The 13,493-nt window shown below is 66.1% G+C and carries 14 protein-coding genes; 5 read left to right on the top strand and 9 right to left on the bottom strand.

Annotated features, from left to right (window positions below; all coding sequences use genetic code 11):
- Positions 1 to 92 precede the first annotated feature (92 nt).
- Positions 93 to 998 carry a DMT family transporter gene (locus NRG23_RS08040; protein ID WP_028682924.1) on the bottom strand — a complete coding sequence of 302 codons (906 nt, stop codon included), beginning with the start codon at positions 996 to 998 and terminating at the stop codon, positions 93 to 95.
- A 60-nt stretch (positions 999 to 1,058) separates the two neighbouring features.
- Positions 1,059 to 1,835: an AraC family transcriptional regulator gene (locus NRG23_RS08035; RefSeq protein ID WP_028682925.1), complete on the bottom strand. Its 777-nt coding sequence runs from the start codon at positions 1,833 to 1,835 to the stop codon at positions 1,059 to 1,061.
- Positions 1,836 to 2,091: 256 nt separating this feature from the next.
- On the opposite strand from NRG23_RS08035, the gene NRG23_RS08030 reads away from it, so the two are divergent.
- Positions 2,092 to 3,411: an Nramp family divalent metal transporter gene (locus NRG23_RS08030; RefSeq protein WP_009048200.1), complete on the top strand. Its 1,320-nt coding sequence runs from the start codon at positions 2,092 to 2,094 to the stop codon at positions 3,409 to 3,411.
- An 82-nt stretch (positions 3,412 to 3,493) separates the two neighbouring features.
- Here the strand turns inward: NRG23_RS08030 and NRG23_RS08025 are convergent, their stop codons facing one another.
- The 6 genes from NRG23_RS08025 to glcD all read right to left on the bottom strand — a co-directional run bounded on the left by NRG23_RS08025 (position 3,494) and on the right by glcD (position 9,745).
- Positions 3,494 to 3,886, bottom strand: coding sequence for a hypothetical protein (locus tag NRG23_RS08025; protein WP_110175415.1), 393 nt, complete (start codon positions 3,884 to 3,886; stop codon positions 3,494 to 3,496).
- The gene (locus tag NRG23_RS08020; RefSeq protein ID WP_039967954.1) at positions 3,887 to 5,356 is read right to left on the bottom strand and encodes a PAAR domain-containing protein; all 1,470 of its coding nucleotides are present in this window, start codon (positions 5,354 to 5,356) and stop codon (positions 3,887 to 3,889) included. It abuts the gene before it with no gap.
- Positions 5,357 to 5,501: 145 nt separating this feature from the next.
- The gene (locus NRG23_RS08015) at positions 5,502 to 5,903 is read right to left on the bottom strand and encodes a heme-binding protein (protein ID WP_150085201.1); all 402 of its coding nucleotides are present in this window, start codon (positions 5,901 to 5,903) and stop codon (positions 5,502 to 5,504) included.
- 12 nt (positions 5,904 to 5,915) lie between these two features.
- Entirely contained in the window at positions 5,916 to 7,166 is a 1,251-nt protein-coding gene (gene glcF / locus NRG23_RS08010) for a glycolate oxidase subunit GlcF (protein ID WP_257374328.1), read from the bottom strand.
- A 15-nt stretch (positions 7,167 to 7,181) separates the two neighbouring features.
- The gene (gene glcE / locus NRG23_RS08005) at positions 7,182 to 8,246 is read right to left on the bottom strand and encodes a glycolate oxidase subunit GlcE (protein ID WP_257374327.1); all 1,065 of its coding nucleotides are present in this window, start codon (positions 8,244 to 8,246) and stop codon (positions 7,182 to 7,184) included.
- The gene (gene glcD, locus NRG23_RS08000) at positions 8,246 to 9,745 is read right to left on the bottom strand and encodes a glycolate oxidase subunit GlcD (RefSeq protein WP_009048205.1); all 1,500 of its coding nucleotides are present in this window, start codon (positions 9,743 to 9,745) and stop codon (positions 8,246 to 8,248) included. The genes glcE and glcD overlap by 1 nt, the downstream gene beginning before the upstream one ends.
- 231 nt (positions 9,746 to 9,976) lie before the next feature.
- On the opposite strand from glcD, the gene glcC reads away from it, so the two are divergent.
- Together glcC and NRG23_RS07990 are read left to right on the top strand one after the other, a co-directional pair.
- Positions 9,977 to 10,741: a transcriptional regulator GlcC gene (gene glcC / locus NRG23_RS07995; protein ID WP_257374326.1), complete on the top strand. Its 765-nt coding sequence runs from the start codon at positions 9,977 to 9,979 to the stop codon at positions 10,739 to 10,741.
- 102 nt (positions 10,742 to 10,843) lie between these two features.
- Positions 10,844 to 11,014 carry a metallothionein gene (locus NRG23_RS07990; protein WP_009048207.1) on the top strand — a complete coding sequence of 57 codons (171 nt, stop codon included), beginning with the start codon at positions 10,844 to 10,846 and terminating at the stop codon, positions 11,012 to 11,014.
- Positions 11,015 to 11,184: 170 nt separating this feature from the next.
- Here NRG23_RS07990 and NRG23_RS07985 read toward each other — a convergent pair whose 3' ends face one another.
- On the bottom strand, positions 11,185 to 11,412 hold the full coding sequence (locus NRG23_RS07985; protein ID WP_009048208.1) for a DUF6555 family protein: 228 nt from the start codon (positions 11,410 to 11,412) through the stop codon (positions 11,185 to 11,187).
- Positions 11,413 to 11,635: 223 nt separating this feature from the next.
- On the opposite strand from NRG23_RS07985, the gene NRG23_RS07980 reads away from it, so the two are divergent.
- Together NRG23_RS07980 and NRG23_RS07975 are read left to right on the top strand one after the other, a co-directional pair.
- Positions 11,636 to 12,415 (top strand): helix-turn-helix transcriptional regulator, encoded by a 780-nt coding sequence (locus tag NRG23_RS07980; RefSeq protein ID WP_028682931.1) that lies wholly within the window; start codon positions 11,636 to 11,638, stop codon positions 12,413 to 12,415.
- A gap of 861 nt (positions 12,416 to 13,276) precedes the next feature.
- Positions 13,277 to 13,450 carry a DUF1427 family protein gene (locus NRG23_RS07975; protein ID WP_007930748.1) on the top strand — a complete coding sequence of 58 codons (174 nt, stop codon included), beginning with the start codon at positions 13,277 to 13,279 and terminating at the stop codon, positions 13,448 to 13,450.
- Positions 13,451 to 13,493 lie beyond the last annotated feature (43 nt).

Raw genomic sequence — 13,493 nt, 5'->3', positions numbered from 1 at the left:
TGTCGCGGGGCACTCCAGCGGGATATGCGGTGGCACGAAATTTCGGATAAAAGGGAGCGGGAGCGGCCTTCGTGGCGCTTGTCGGACGCTCCTCAACCCTGGGTAGAGCGCGCGCCCGAGGTCGCCAGCACCGCCCCGGCGATGATCAGCAACGCCGGCACCAGCAGCCACCCACTGGCCGGGCTTTGCCCGATGACGATCAGCAGCAGGGTGGAGATCAAGGGCGCCAGGTACGACAGCGCGCCGAGCGTGGCCAGGTTGCCGTGTTTGGTGGCGTGGTCCCAGGCGAAGAAGGCCAGGCCGACCGGGCCCAGCCCCAGGCCGAGGATCGCCAGCCATTGCTTGAGGTCCGGTTGCACCGGGCTTTCGAACATCAGGTGGCAGAGCGCCCCGGCCAGCGCCACCAGCCCGCAGATGCCGCCGATCAGGCTGCTGGGCACGCTGCTGAAACGGCGGTTGAGCACCGAGTAGCCGGACCACACCAGGGCGCAGCCGAACGCCGCCAGGTAGCCCGCCACCGGCATCGCGCCGACCTGGCTGGCAGCGCGCTGCTGCATGATGAACGCGGTGCCGGCCAGCCCCAGCAAGGCGCCGGTCAGTTGCCGGCCGCGCAGCGGTTCGCCGCCGGCCCGGGCCGCCAGCAGGACGATCAGCAACGGCCAGAGGTAGGCGATCAGGCTGGCCTCGGCGGCCGGCGCGGCTTTCAGGGCGAAGAAATACAGCGCGTGGTAGGCAAAGATCCCGCCGAACCCCAGGGCCCACACCGGCCAGGGCTGGCGCCAGCCACGAAAACCGGCGCGTCCCCGCAAACCGAGCAGCACCAGGCTGGCGCCGCAGGCCACGGCAAAGCTCAGGGCCAGCAACTGGAAGGGGGGAATGCCGGCGGTGAGGGTGGTCAGCAGCGCCAGGCATGACCAGAGAAACACCGCGATCACGCCGATGGCGGTGGCGGCGCCGCTGCGGGAGGGGGCGAGGCGGGTTGAGTGGATGGCGGTCATAGGCACACCGAGGCAAGGGCGGTGTGGCCAGCATAGAAGCCGCCGCGACGGCGGTATTGATCAGGCCTGCCGAACTCTTGTCGCAGCCTGCGCCTGGGCGTCGCGAGCGGCCTTGCGCAGGGCGGCCGGGGTCTGGTTGCGCGCCTTCTTCAAGGCGTGGGTCAGGGCGCTCTGATCGGCGTAGCCGACCCGCTGGGCGATCTCGCTGATGGGCAGCAGGGTACGGCCGAGCAGGTCGATGGCGCGGTCCAGGCGCAGGGTCGAAATGTAGGCGAAAGGCGTGCTGTGCATGTCCCGCTCGAACAGCAGGTACAGGCTGCGCTCGCTGACCCCCGCGGCCTGGGCGATGGCGCGGGCGCTCAGCGGGCTGCCCAGGTGCTGTTCGATATAGGCCAGGGCCCGCGCCAGTGCCTGGCGTTGCGGCGCGCTTGGCGTCGGGCGGGCCAGGCAGGCCAGCAGCAGGGCGCTCCAGGCGCTGGCGACCGGGCTGGAGGAACTGAGCAAGGCGCCGCTGTGGCTGGCATAGCCGAGCAGGTGGCGGATCTGCGGGTCGATGGCGAAGAAGCGGCTATCGGCCAGGGACGGCTCGCTGCCGGGGCTATCCAGGTCGAGCACCAGAAAGGTGTTACGGCGCTCGGCCAGGAAGCTATGCCGGGCGCCCGGCGCGATCAGCACGCCCTGGCTGGCATCGACCTTGCCGCCGCGGCCGTCCACCTCGATCTCCATTGCCCCCGACTGCGGCAGCACGATCTGCGGAAAATCGTGGTCGTGCAGCTCGACCTGCCCGGAATACGAACGCATCGCCAGGGCGACAGAGGGTTGGGCTGGAGTGTTCATGGCGCGGCTCCGCGGATGGCTGCCCCGCATCATGCCTGAAAATGCTGGGGCTGTAGGAGCGGCCGGTCGGTGCGGGGTGGTTTGGGAAAAGGGGGGCGGCTCAGCTGTTGTGGTGACTGATAGGCCGCTATCGCGAGCAAGCTTCGCTCCTACAGAAGCAAGGCGGCAAAAGGCCGGGGCAGGGCGCTATCAAGGCTTGGGCCGGTCCGCTGAAACGTCTAAGCTGGGCCACCGTTCCAGCCTTCCGGATGCCCGCGTGAAATTCACTCTCCCCAAAGTCGGTACCGCACCCTTCTGCCCGCCGGAAGTCGCCGGCACCATCGTTGTCGATCCCAAGGCGCCACTGTTCAAACGGATCCTGCGCTTCGCCGGCCCCGGCCTGCTGATTTCCATCGGCTACATGGACCCGGGCAACTGGGCCACCGCCATCGAGGCCGGCTCGCGTTATGGCTACAACCTGCTGTTCGTGGTGCTGCTGGCGAGCCTCGCGGGCATGGCCGTGCAGTGCCTGTGCTCGCGCCTGGGCATCGCCACCGGGCGCGACCTGGCGCAGCTTTGCCGGCAGCGCTACAGCACCCGCACGGCACGCACCCAGTGGCTGCTGGCGGAGGTGTCGATCATCGCCACCGACCTTGCCGAGGTCCTGGGCTGCGCCCTGGCGTTCCACCTGTTGCTCGGGGTTTCGCTGACCACCGGGATAGTCATCACCGCCTTCGACACCCTGTTGATTCTCGCCTTGCAGAACCGCGGTTTCCGCCGGCTGGAGGCGATCATGCTGGTGCTGGTGGGCACCATCGGCCTGTGCTTTTTCGTCGAGCTGCTGTTGATCAAACCCTACTGGCCGGACGTGGCGCGAGGCTTCACGCCATCGCTGGCGGCGATCGGCGAGGCGGCGCCGCTGTACCTGGCGATCGGCATCCTCGGCGCCACCGTGATGCCGCATAACCTGTACCTGCACACCTCCATCGTGCAGACCCGCCTGGTGGGCCAGGACGAGGCCAGCCGGCGGGATGCGATCAAGCTGGCGCGCATCGACACCATCGGCTCCCTGGCCTTGGCGCTGCTGGTCAACGCGGCGATCCTGATCCTCGCCGCCGCGGCCTTCCACGGTACCGGGCACACCGAGGTGGTGGAGCTGCAGGACGCCTATCACCTGCTCGATCCGCTGGTGGGCGGGGCGCTGGCCAGCGTGCTGTTCGGCGTGGCCTTGCTGGCCTCGGGGCAGAGCTCGACCTTCACCGGCACCATCGCCGGCCAGGTGATCATGGAGGGCTACCTCAACCTGCGCCTGCCGTGCTGGCAACGGCGCCTGATCACCCGTGGCCTGGCACTGGTGCCGGCCTTCGTCGGCGTGTGGCTGATGGGCGACGGCGCGGTCGGCCAGCTGCTGGTACTGAGCCAGGTGGTGCTCAGCCTGCAACTGCCGTTCGCCCTCTACCCGTTGATCCGCATGACCAGCGACCCGCAGTTGATGGGCGTGTTCGTCAACCGCTGGCCGACCCGCATCCTCGCCTGGAGCCTGTTCGCGATCATCAGCGGGGCCAATGCCTGGCTGATTGCGCAGTTGGTGGTGTAAGCACGCAACTGCATGTGGCGATGACTGGGACAGGCTAGATCATGAGAAGGGCCCTTGAACGGCTTTCAGCAGAGGCCTTTTGTCAGGATTGATAGTGGGTCGCTTTGACTGCGACGACTTCCAGCAAGAGAGTCAGCACCAGAAACCAGCCAACGCACTGCGATACAATCAATCTGCTTTTAAGCGGCTCAGGAAAGTTGGCGACATCTTCCTTGTCCATCAAACCGTGTCGGGTGAGATAGGGGGCGAGCAACAAGCCGCTCCCCACCACGCCCGCCAGCGCCATTTTTCCCCAGGGTCCACTCTGGAGATGGAACTTGTACCTGTTGACCAATAAGCAGTGCCTGGAGCTGCTCAGCAAGATACCCATGTGCCGACAACCCAGGTACAGGTAATACCCACCCAAGCCGAACATGCCTAGAAAGGTGGTCCCGATACAGGCACCCAGCACGATGTGTGCGGTGGTAATGATCATTCACTTCCCTGCTTCATAGATAAGCTCCCCCAAAAACGCCCCGGCCGACTCTCCACCTGTTCCAAGCCCGTAAGCAATCCCACCAGCTACCACCAGACCGCACGTCACAGCCCCGACACCCATGGTCGGAACCCCGATCGCTACGCAAATACCCCCTGCGACGCCTGTCCCCAGTAGCGGACCTGTGATGACTCCGCCAGCTATCCCACCGGTCAGGCTTCCGGCCTCGGTGAGTTTCACCTTCTCGCAGGCGTCTTTGTTGCCTGCTGTACAAACATCCTGAACCTTCATGTATGACGCCTCTCCACTGAGCGCCATACCGAGCCAGCCGCCATATTTAAGCACTCTGGAAGCCCTTGAAATGCCCTCCATGTGTGTGGCGTAACCCGGTATCTGGCCCGCTGCGCCCGCTTGGGTCCAACGGTGGACCAGGCGGCTGTTGGAAATTCCCAGGGCGCTTTTGAGCTTTGGATGCTCGGGAAAGGCAACGCTCATTTTGGTGATACCGATCAACTGGCTATCCAGGCGTGTAAACAGCTTTCGTCTCTCGCTAAAGAACTCGGCGCTACGCAGGTGCCCATCTCGTTGGAAGAACGTCTGGTGGAGCCTCTCGATATCCTGCAAGGTGCCTTTCAATTCGTTGACATGGCTACCAATCGCCGCTGTTCCCACGCCAGTAGCTGTTCCGCTGTATGCAAGGATCGAGGCCACCTGAGACCTGTACTGAAGCATGAATGTCGTCTCTTCATCCGTAAGAGATTCCAGTTCGATGCTGACCTTTTCGGCAGCCTCCATCAACAACGACTCTTCCCGGGTACACAGGTTATTGTCGGGATGGCTCAACACTACGAGGTGTCCTGGTCTTAGTCGCTCCGGTAGCTGGGAATTGAGCTGGCGAAATTTCTCCAGGACCGCCGGATCGGGTTGGCCGAAAAGAAGCGTTTCAAGGGCGGCACGGCTTATCGGCGACTGGACGATATGAAAGCCCGGCTCCACGCTTTGGTGGTCGGTGAGCATGGGGCGCAGTTCCGGGACGATTTCTGCACCCTTGAAACGCATCCCGCGGGCCTGCTCGCCGGGTACAGAGTCCGCGAATTCATTCTGTGGCCATCCCTCCTGTATCGCCTCGGCCCAGCGCTGCGAGTTCGCGACTCCCAGTGGCAGCCATTCGGGGTGGATGGGGATGGGCGGCTGGTCTTCCGAGAGAGTCGATTTCTGAGTGGCGACAAGGCGGTGGGTCCCTGTGGGACAGCCGCATTGCACCAGGCTGCCGTCGACCGCCGTGGGTTGTCGGGTATCCAGCCAGGTGTCATGTCCTTCGATGATGAAACCGACCGTCTGGCACATGGGGCACCAGACGGTATCAGTGACACGGGCGACTCTTTGGCCCTCGATGAATGATGTATCGGATCCCGATATGACCACACCTCCAGTAGTGGTGGGGTCGCCTTGTCGTGCTACGAAAGCCATGTTGCAACGTCCTGTACATGAGGTTTTCCTCGGGAACGTAGCAACGCCTTTCAGGCAAAAAAATCGGGGGAATCTGAAAGGCTGGCGGTAATTGTCTGCCTGATATTTTTCTTGCAACCCCTCTTGCTGGATCAGCCTTCGCAGCTCAATCCAACGCCTGGGCAGCGAACAGCGCGACCTGGGCATCTTCCCCGGACTTGACCCCGGACACACCGACGGCGCCGATCACCTGGCCGTCGAACACCACGGGCACGCCACCTTCCAGCGAGGTCAGCAGCGGCGCCGAGAGAAACGCCGTGCGTCCGCCGTTGATCATTTCTTCATAACCCTTGGACTCGCGCCGGCCGAGGGCCGCGGTGCGGGCCTTTTCCACGGCGATATAGGCGCTGATCGGCGAGGCGCCGTCCAGGCGTTCGAGGGCCAGCGGGTGGCCGCCGTCGTCGACGATGGCGATGCTCACCGGCCACTGGTTGCGCTCGGCCTCGTCCCGCGCGGCGATAAGAATGCGCTGGACTTCGCGATGACCCAGGATGGCTTTGCTGTGCATGGCGTGCTCCTTTCAAGGGGTAACGGGTTGAGGGGAAGCGTTCAGGGGCGGCAGGGCGGCCTCGACCCGTTCGATCCAGTGCCGCACCGGGGCGCGTCCGGCACCGTCGAGGTGAGTCTGGCAGCCGATATTGGCGGTGACTATGACCTCGGGCCGGCCGCTTTCCAGGGCATTGAGCTTGTTGTCCCGCAGTTGTCGCGCCAGCTCGGGCTGGGTCAGCGAGTAGGTGCCCGCCGAGCCGCAGCACAGGTGGCTGTCGGGCACCTCGGTGAGTTCGAAACCCAGGCGCTTGAGCACCGCCTCCACCGCGCCGCCGAGTTTCTGCGCGTGCTGCAGGCTGCACGGACAGTGGAAGGCCAGGCGCTGGTCGCTGTGGGCGTGCAACTGTTCCAACGGCTCGTCGCGCAGCACTTCCACCAGGTCCCGGGCCAGGGCGCTGACCCGCTCGGCGCGGGCGGCATAACGCGGGTCGTGAGCCAGCAGGTGGCCGTAATCCTTGATAAAGGCGCCGCAGCCACTGGCGGTCTGCACCAGGGCTTCGGCGCCGTTTTCCAGGTGCGGCCACCAGGCGTCGATATTACGCCGGGCCCGCTCCAGGCCGGCGTCCTGGGCGTCCAGGTGATAATCCACGGCGCCACAGCAGCCGGCCTCGGCCACCGGCTCCACGGCGATGCCCAGGCGGTCGAGGACCCGCGCCGTCGCCGCGTTGGTGTTGGGCGACAGGCTCGCCTGCACGCAACCTTCCAGCAGCAAGACCCGCCGCGCGTGGGCGGTGGCCGGACGCGCCTTGGCCGGCTGTACCTGGCGCGGCAGCTTGCCTTGCACGGCCTCGGGCAGCCACGGGCGCAAGGTGGCGCCGGTGCCGATCAGTGCCTTGAACAGCGCCGGGTTCGGCGCCAGGGCGCGCAGGCCCTGGCGCAGCAGGCGCTGGCCGAGGGGCCGGGGGACGGCGGCATCGACCACGGCGCGGCCGATGTCCAGCAGGTTGTGGTAGTCCACCCCGGACGGGCAGGTGGTTTCGCAGTTGCGGCACGACAGGCAGCGGTCCAGGTGCAGCTGGGTCTTGGCCGTGGCCTCGTGGCCTTCCAGCACCTGCTTGATCAGGTAGATGCGCCCCCGCGGCCCGTCCAGTTCGTCGCCCAGCAGCTGGTAGGTGGGGCAGGTGGCGTTGCAGAAACCGCAATGCACACAGGTGCGCAGGATGCTTTCGGCTTCCGCGGCGCGGGGTAGCTGGCGCGCCTGTTCGCTCAAGGTGGTTTGCATGCTGCGGGTCTCCGTTCAGAGCTCGGCGTAGAGCCGGCCGGGGTTGAAGATCCCTTGCGGGTCCAGTTGCGCCTTGAGCTGGCGGTGGTAGCGCAGCAGCACCGCCGGCAATGGCTGGAACGGGCTGTCCACCAGGCCATGGCTGTAGCAGGTGGCGTGGCCACCGACGCGCTCCGCCAGGCTGCGGATGCGCTTCGCGGGCGCCGCGGATTTCAGCCAGCGCTGGGCGCCGGCCCAATCTATTAACTGCTGGCCGGGCAGCTCCAGGAGTCCCGTGTTATTGGGCAGCGACAGGCGCCACAGCGGCAGGCCTTCGTCGAAGAACGCCAGGCGTTGCTCGTTGAGGTCGGCCCAGTAATCGGCGGCCAAGGGCTCGCCACCCAGGCGATCGCGGGCCGCGGCCACCGAACCCTCGCCGCCTTCCAGGCGCAGGTGCAGGCGCTGGCCGTCATGGCTGGCGGCGCTGATGGGCAGCGGTTGCTGGCCCCAGTCGGCGAGCCGGGCCAGGGCCTTGGCGCTGTCCATTTCCAGGCTCAGGCTGAGGCACTGGCGGGGTTTGGGCAGGACCTTGAGCGACACTTCGGTAAGCACCCCGAGGCACCCGTAGCTGCCCACCAGCAAGCGCGAGAGGTCGTAGCCGGCGACGTTTTTCATCACCTCGCCGCCAAAGCGCAGGAGCTTGCCGGTGCCGGTGATCACCCGGCTGCCAAGCACGAAGTCGCGCACCGAACCGGCCCAGGGCCGCCGCGGGCCGGACAAGCCGGCGGCGACCATGCCGCCGACGGTGGCGCTGTCGCCGAAGGCCGGCGGCTCGCAGGCCAGCATCTGCCCGGCGGCATCCAGCGTTGTCAGCAGTTCCTGCAATGGCGTGCCGGCGCGGACCGTCACCACCAGCTCGGTGGGGTCGTAGCTGACGATGCCGCGATGGGCGCGGGTGTCGAGCACCTCGCCGGCGGTCATGCGGCCGAGAAAGGCCTTGCTGTTGCCGCCCTGGATCAACAGCGGCGTGCCGTCGGCCAGCGCCTGCCCGACCTGTTCCAGCAGTGCGCCGCTGGCGTCGTTATCCGCGTGTGCCGTCATCAGAAACGCTCCAGCTCGGGGAAGGGCAGTTGCCCGGCGTGCACGTGCATGGCGCCGAATTCGGCGCAGCGGTGCAGGGTCGGGATGTTCTTGCCGGGGTTGAGCAGGCCGCCAGGATCGAAGGCCGCCTTGACCGCGTGGAACAGGGTCAGCTCGTCGCTGTTGAACTGGGCGCACATCTGGTTGATTTTCTCCCGGCCGACCCCGTGTTCGCCGGTGATGCTGCCGCCGACCGCGACGCACAGCTCGAGGATCTTGCCGCCCAGGGCTTCGGCGCGGTCCAGTTCGCCGGGCTGGTTGGCGTCGAACAGGATCAGCGGGTGCATATTGCCGTCGCCGGCATGGAACACGTTGGCCACCCGCAGCTGGTATTCGGCGGCCAGCGCGGCGATGGCCTTGAGCACCCCCGGCAGTGCACGGCGCGGGATGGTGCCATCCATGCAGTAGTAGTCCGGCGACAGCCGGCCCACCGCCGGGAAAGCGTTCTTGCGCCCGGCCCAGAAACGCACCCGCTCGGCTTCGTCCCGGGCCTGGCGGACCTCGGTGGCGCCGGCCCGTTCGAGCACCGCGCGGACCCGGTCGCAGTCGTCGTGGACATCGGCTTCGACACCGTCCAGTTCGCACAGCAGGATGGCCTCGGCGTCCACCGGGTAGCCGGCGTGGATGAAGTCTTCGGCGGCGCGGATCGCCAGGTTGTCCATCATCTCCAGGCCGCCGGGGATGATGCCGGCGGCGATGATATCGGCCACCGCGCGGCCGGCTTTTTCCACCGAGTCGAAGGCCGCCAGCAGCACCTTGGCCAGCTGCGGCTTGGGCAGCAGCTTGACCGTGACCTCGGTGATGATCCCGAGCAGGCCTTCGGAACCGGTGAACAGCGCCAGCAGGTCGAAACCGGGCGCATCCAGGGCGTCGCTGCCCAGGGTCAGGCGTTCGCCTTCGACGCTGAGGATCTCCACCTTGAGCAGGTTGTGCACGGTCAGGCCGTATTTCAGGCAGTGCACGCCGCCGGCGTTTTCCGCGACATTGCCGCCGATGGAACAGGCGATCTGCGAAGACGGATCGGGGGCGTAATACAGGCCGAACGGCGCGGCGGCCTGGGAGATCGCCAGGTTGCGCACCCCGGGCTGGACCCGCGCGGTGCGGGCGGCGGGGTCGATATGCAGGATCTGGTTGAAGCGCGCCATCACCAGCAGCACGCCCTGTTCCAGGGGCAGGGCGCCGCCGGACAGACCGGTGCCGGCACCCCGGGCGACCACCGGCACGCGGCGTTCATGGCAGATCCGCAGCAGTTCCTGCACCTGCTCGATATGCCGTGGCAGGGCTACGAGCATCGGTGTGGTGCGGTAGGCCGAAAGGCCGTCGCATTCGTAGGGTTTGAGGTCTTCGCTCTGGTGCAGGAGGTCCAGGTCGGGCAGGCGTTGGCGCAGTACCTGGAGCAGTGCCGTTTTATCGACTGTGGGCAGCGCGCCGTCGACGCGTTCGTCGTAGAGGATATTCATGGGTGGCTAACGACCCTGAGTTGTTTTTATGGGCGCTCGGCGGACAGGCCGCTCAGTTGCATCATTGGCCCGGCTGGCCTTACTGTCCACGGGGCCGGGGACTGGTCGAACCAGTTTGTTTCGCCAGCGATGCCGGGTTTTTTATAAAAACTGAAGTATTTCAGCGGGATGGCCTGGCGGTCCGTTTGATCGGGTTTTTTCTTCGCAGCTGGTCATACCAGTGGAGGGCGCATGGACAGAAGCGATTCGGGGCGGCACCAGGTGGCGGATGTGGTCTGTGAACGTATCGAGCGCCTGATCGTCGACGGTGTACTGAAGACCGGCCAGCTGCTGCCCTCGGAGCGGCGCCTTACGGAAAAACTTGGGGTGTCGCGCACGGCCTTGCGCGAGGGCCTGAAACTGCTGCGGGCGCGGGGCATCATCGAAACCAAGCAGGGCAAGGGCTCGTTTGTCGCCCAGTTGTCGGGGCAGGGTGCGACCTCGGCGCTGATGCATCTGTTCAGCTCCCAGCCGCGCACCCTCTACGACCTGTTCGAAGTGCGCAGCCTGCTGGAAGGCGAGTCGGCGCGGCTGGCGGCGTTGCGCGGCACCGATGCCGATTTCGTGCTGATCGGCTGCGCCTATCAGGCGCTGCTGGACGCCCATGGCCAGGAACTGGAGGCCTCGGCCCACGCACGGCTGGACCACGCCTTCCACCTGGCGATCTGCGAGGCCTCGCACAACCCGGTGCTGGTGCAGACCCTGCGCTCGCTGACCGACCTGCTGCTCAACTCGGTGTTCGCCTCGGTCAACAACCTCTACCACCGCCAGGCGCAGAAACGCCAGATCGACCGCCAGCACGCGCGGCTCTACAACGCCGTCACCGGGCGCCTGCCGGAGCAGGCGCGCAAGGCCGCCATCGCGCATATCCAGGGCCTCTGCGACAACCTGCGGGAGATCGAAAACGAGGAGCAGCGCCTGGTGCGGGCAACCTTGCGCCTGGAAGGCTGGAACTGAATCCGCCGCGACCAGGGCCAATGGCGGCGACGGGCAGCCACTACACTGCTAGAGACGCGGCAACATTCGCGTCGTCGACGACCACCACAGAGGAGTCACCCCATGTCCAACCAGACTTGTGCCTGCCCGGGCTGCACCTGCAAGGTCGGCGCCCATGCCATCGTCCGTCACGGCAAGCACTACTGTTGCCAGGCCTGCGCCAGCCACCACGCCAACGGCGAACCCTGCACCTCTACCGAAGGCTGCGATTGCGCCAAGGGTGCGCACCACTGACGGGTTGAAGTTGTCGGGTGGAAAAGCAGTGGAGCCGCTCAGGGCTCCACTTTCCAGTTGCGAGCGTCCTGTTTGCGAGCGTCGATCCAGTTGCAGGTGGCCGCGCTCGGCATGGCTCGATCATCCAACGCCGTGGCGTATCACGCCCTACGCCCAAGGCCTCGGTTGGATCAGGTCGACGGTCGCCAGGTGACGTTCTCGATACCGAATTTTTCCGCCAGGGGTTTGCTGGTCTTTTTCACCCGTTCCAGGCCGAAGCGGCCGATGCGGCCGACACCGGCGTCGCAGCTTGCCCAATGCCACGCCTCGGCGTTGTCCATCTTCTCCGAGCGGATGATGAAGGACTTGGGGGCGCCGTGCAGGGTGTATTCGATGACGAAAAGTTTTGCGTTGTTCATAAAGCTATCAATCCTCCCTGTGATGGTTTAGTGACCCGCGCGGGCAGGGAAAAATTCACTCGGATTGTCGAGCAAGGGGCTCAGCGGTCGGGCAGCGGTCGGGCAGGCATCCGAACGGGTTATTGCCTGGCCCTGTGGCGTCCGTCCGGATGCTTCTTCGCGGTTTTCCAGGCGGATCGGCGGGGTTACCATGGGCCCCCCTGCTTGACGACGATGCCCGGCCATGGCCCTTGCCGCACCTCCTGACCTCAGCGACACCGATGTGCCGGTGCAACCCCTGGCGCGTACCTATCCGCGTGGCCTGTTCATCGAGCCCCACGAACATGCCTGGGGGCAGCTGCTGTATGCCATGAGCGGGGTGATGTGGGTCGAGACGCCGAACGAGGCGCTGGTGGTGCCGCCGCAACGGGCGGTGTGGCTGCCGCCGGGCGTGCCCCATGGGATCCGCGTGGTCACCGACCTGCAGATGCGCAACATCTATCTGCGCCCGAGCCTGGCGGCCACCCTCGACAGCCAGGTGCAGGTGCTGCAGGTGGACAACCTGCTGCGCGAGCTGATCGTGCGTCTGGTGGAGCATGAGGGAGCGCCGCAGCCTGAGTACTACGATGCGCTGGTGAACCTGGCCCTGCTGGAACTCAAGCGCGCCCGGCGCTCGCGGTTGAAGATCGTACTGCCGGACAGTTCCGACCGGCGCCTGATCAATCTCTGCCAGGCGGTGATGGCCGCGCCTTCCCTGGACATTCCCTTCGAGCGCCACGCCGAGGCGGCGGGCGCCAGCGTGCGCACCCTGGCGCGGCTGTTCAAGGACGGCCTGGGCATGGGCTTCGCCGAGTGGCGCCGCCAGGTGCAACTGGCCACGGCCGCGGCCGAGCTGATCCAGGGCGTGCCGGTCAGCACCATCGCCCGCGAGCTGGGGTATTCCCCCGGCAGCTTCAGCGATATGTTCCGCCGCGAGCTGGGGCTGGCGCCGTCGCAATACGCGGCCGGAGAAGCCCGCGCCTGAGTGCCTGCCATCCCTGTAGCCGCTGCCGAGCCGCGCGAGGCTGCGACCGGGCCACCGCGTTTATCCAGACCCACTGCATTCTCAGGCTTTGCGCCTGCTGCGCAGTCGATCGCAGCCTCGCGCGGCTCGGCAGCGGCTACGGGGTTTTGCGCACAGGCATCCATTGTGTGGGCGCTGCAATCCCGTAGGAGCGAAGCTTGCTCGCGATGAACGATAACGCGGTCCGCCAGACATTCCGCGTCGGGGCTATTGCGGGCAAGCCTCCGCAGCCTCACGCGGCTTGGCAGCGGCTACGGGGCTTTGCGCACAGGCATCCATTGTGTGGGCGCTGCAATCCCGTAGGAGCGAAGCTTGCTCGCGATGAACGGTAACGCGGTCCGCCAGACATTCCGCGCCGGGGCTATTGCGGGCAAGCCTCCGCAGCCTCGCGGGGCTCGGCAGCGGCTACGGGACTTTGCGCACAGGCATCCATTGTGTGGGCGCTGCAATCCCGTAGGAGCGAAGCTTGCTCGCGATGAACGGTAACGCGGTCCGCCAGACATTCCGCGCCGGGGCTATTGCGGGCAAGCCTCCGCAGCCTCGCGCGGCTTGGCAGCGGCTACGGGGCTTTGCGCACAGGCATCCATTGTGTGGGCGCCGCAATACCCGTAGGAGCGAAGCTTGCTCGCGATGAACGGTAACGCGGTCCGCCAGACATTCCGCGTCGGGGCCATCGCAGCCAAGCCTCGCTCTTACACGTTCATACCCACAGATTGGCCGAAATCCTGAAGTGCTTGGCCGGTTGCGCAGGTTTTCGCTCCCTACACTCCCGGCATGCCCAATCGCCGCCGCCCAGGCGCGGCGCACTGCCCGGAGTTCGTCATGCATTACCTCATCTCTCTCGCTATTGGCCTCGGCGTCGGCCTGCTTTATGGCGCCCTGAACTTTCGCTCGCCGGCGCCGCCGGCCATCGCCCTGGTCGGGCTGCTCGGCATGCTCGCCGGCGAACAGCTGTGGCCCATGGGTCGGCAGCTGGTGAGCAACTGGTTGTCCTGAGGCTTTTCGATCCTTTTATTTATTCCTGTTCATGGAGGCGCTT

The organism is Pseudomonas sp. T8 (assembly GCF_024610635.1).
Lineage (GTDB): Bacteria > Pseudomonadota > Gammaproteobacteria > Pseudomonadales > Pseudomonadaceae > Aquipseudomonas > Aquipseudomonas chlororaphis_I.
This window is presented reverse-complemented; position numbering and strand designations above follow the sequence as displayed.

Excerpts from the sequence above, each read along its gene's own strand:
- NRG23_RS08020 (WP_039967954.1), bottom strand. The coding sequence starts at position 5,356 with ATGGCTTTCGTAGCACGACAAGGCGACCCCACCACTACTGGAGGTGTG.
- NRG23_RS07980 (WP_028682931.1), top strand. The coding sequence starts at position 11,636 with ATGGCCCTTGCCGCACCTCCTGACCTCAGCGACACCGATGTGCCGGTG.
- glcD (WP_009048205.1), bottom strand. The coding sequence starts at position 9,745 with ATGAATATCCTCTACGACGAACGCGTCGACGGCGCGCTGCCCACAGTC.
- NRG23_RS08025 (WP_110175415.1), bottom strand. The coding sequence starts at position 3,886 with ATGATCATTACCACCGCACACATCGTGCTGGGTGCCTGTATCGGGACC.
- NRG23_RS07990 (WP_009048207.1), top strand. The coding sequence starts at position 10,844 with ATGTCCAACCAGACTTGTGCCTGCCCGGGCTGCACCTGCAAGGTCGGC.
- NRG23_RS07985 (WP_009048208.1), bottom strand. The coding sequence starts at position 11,412 with ATGAACAACGCAAAACTTTTCGTCATCGAATACACCCTGCACGGCGCC.
- NRG23_RS07975 (WP_007930748.1), top strand. The coding sequence starts at position 13,277 with ATGCATTACCTCATCTCTCTCGCTATTGGCCTCGGCGTCGGCCTGCTT.
- NRG23_RS08040 (WP_028682924.1), bottom strand. The coding sequence starts at position 998 with ATGACCGCCATCCACTCAACCCGCCTCGCCCCCTCCCGCAGCGGCGCC.
- NRG23_RS08015 (WP_150085201.1), bottom strand. The coding sequence starts at position 5,903 with ATGCACAGCAAAGCCATCCTGGGTCATCGCGAAGTCCAGCGCATTCTT.
- glcF (WP_257374328.1), bottom strand. The coding sequence starts at position 7,166 with ATGCAAACCACCTTGAGCGAACAGGCGCGCCAGCTACCCCGCGCCGCG.
- glcC (WP_257374326.1), top strand. The coding sequence starts at position 9,977 with ATGGACAGAAGCGATTCGGGGCGGCACCAGGTGGCGGATGTGGTCTGT.
- glcE (WP_257374327.1), bottom strand. The coding sequence starts at position 8,246 with ATGACGGCACACGCGGATAACGACGCCAGCGGCGCACTGCTGGAACAG.
- NRG23_RS08035 (WP_028682925.1), bottom strand. The coding sequence starts at position 1,835 with ATGAACACTCCAGCCCAACCCTCTGTCGCCCTGGCGATGCGTTCGTAT.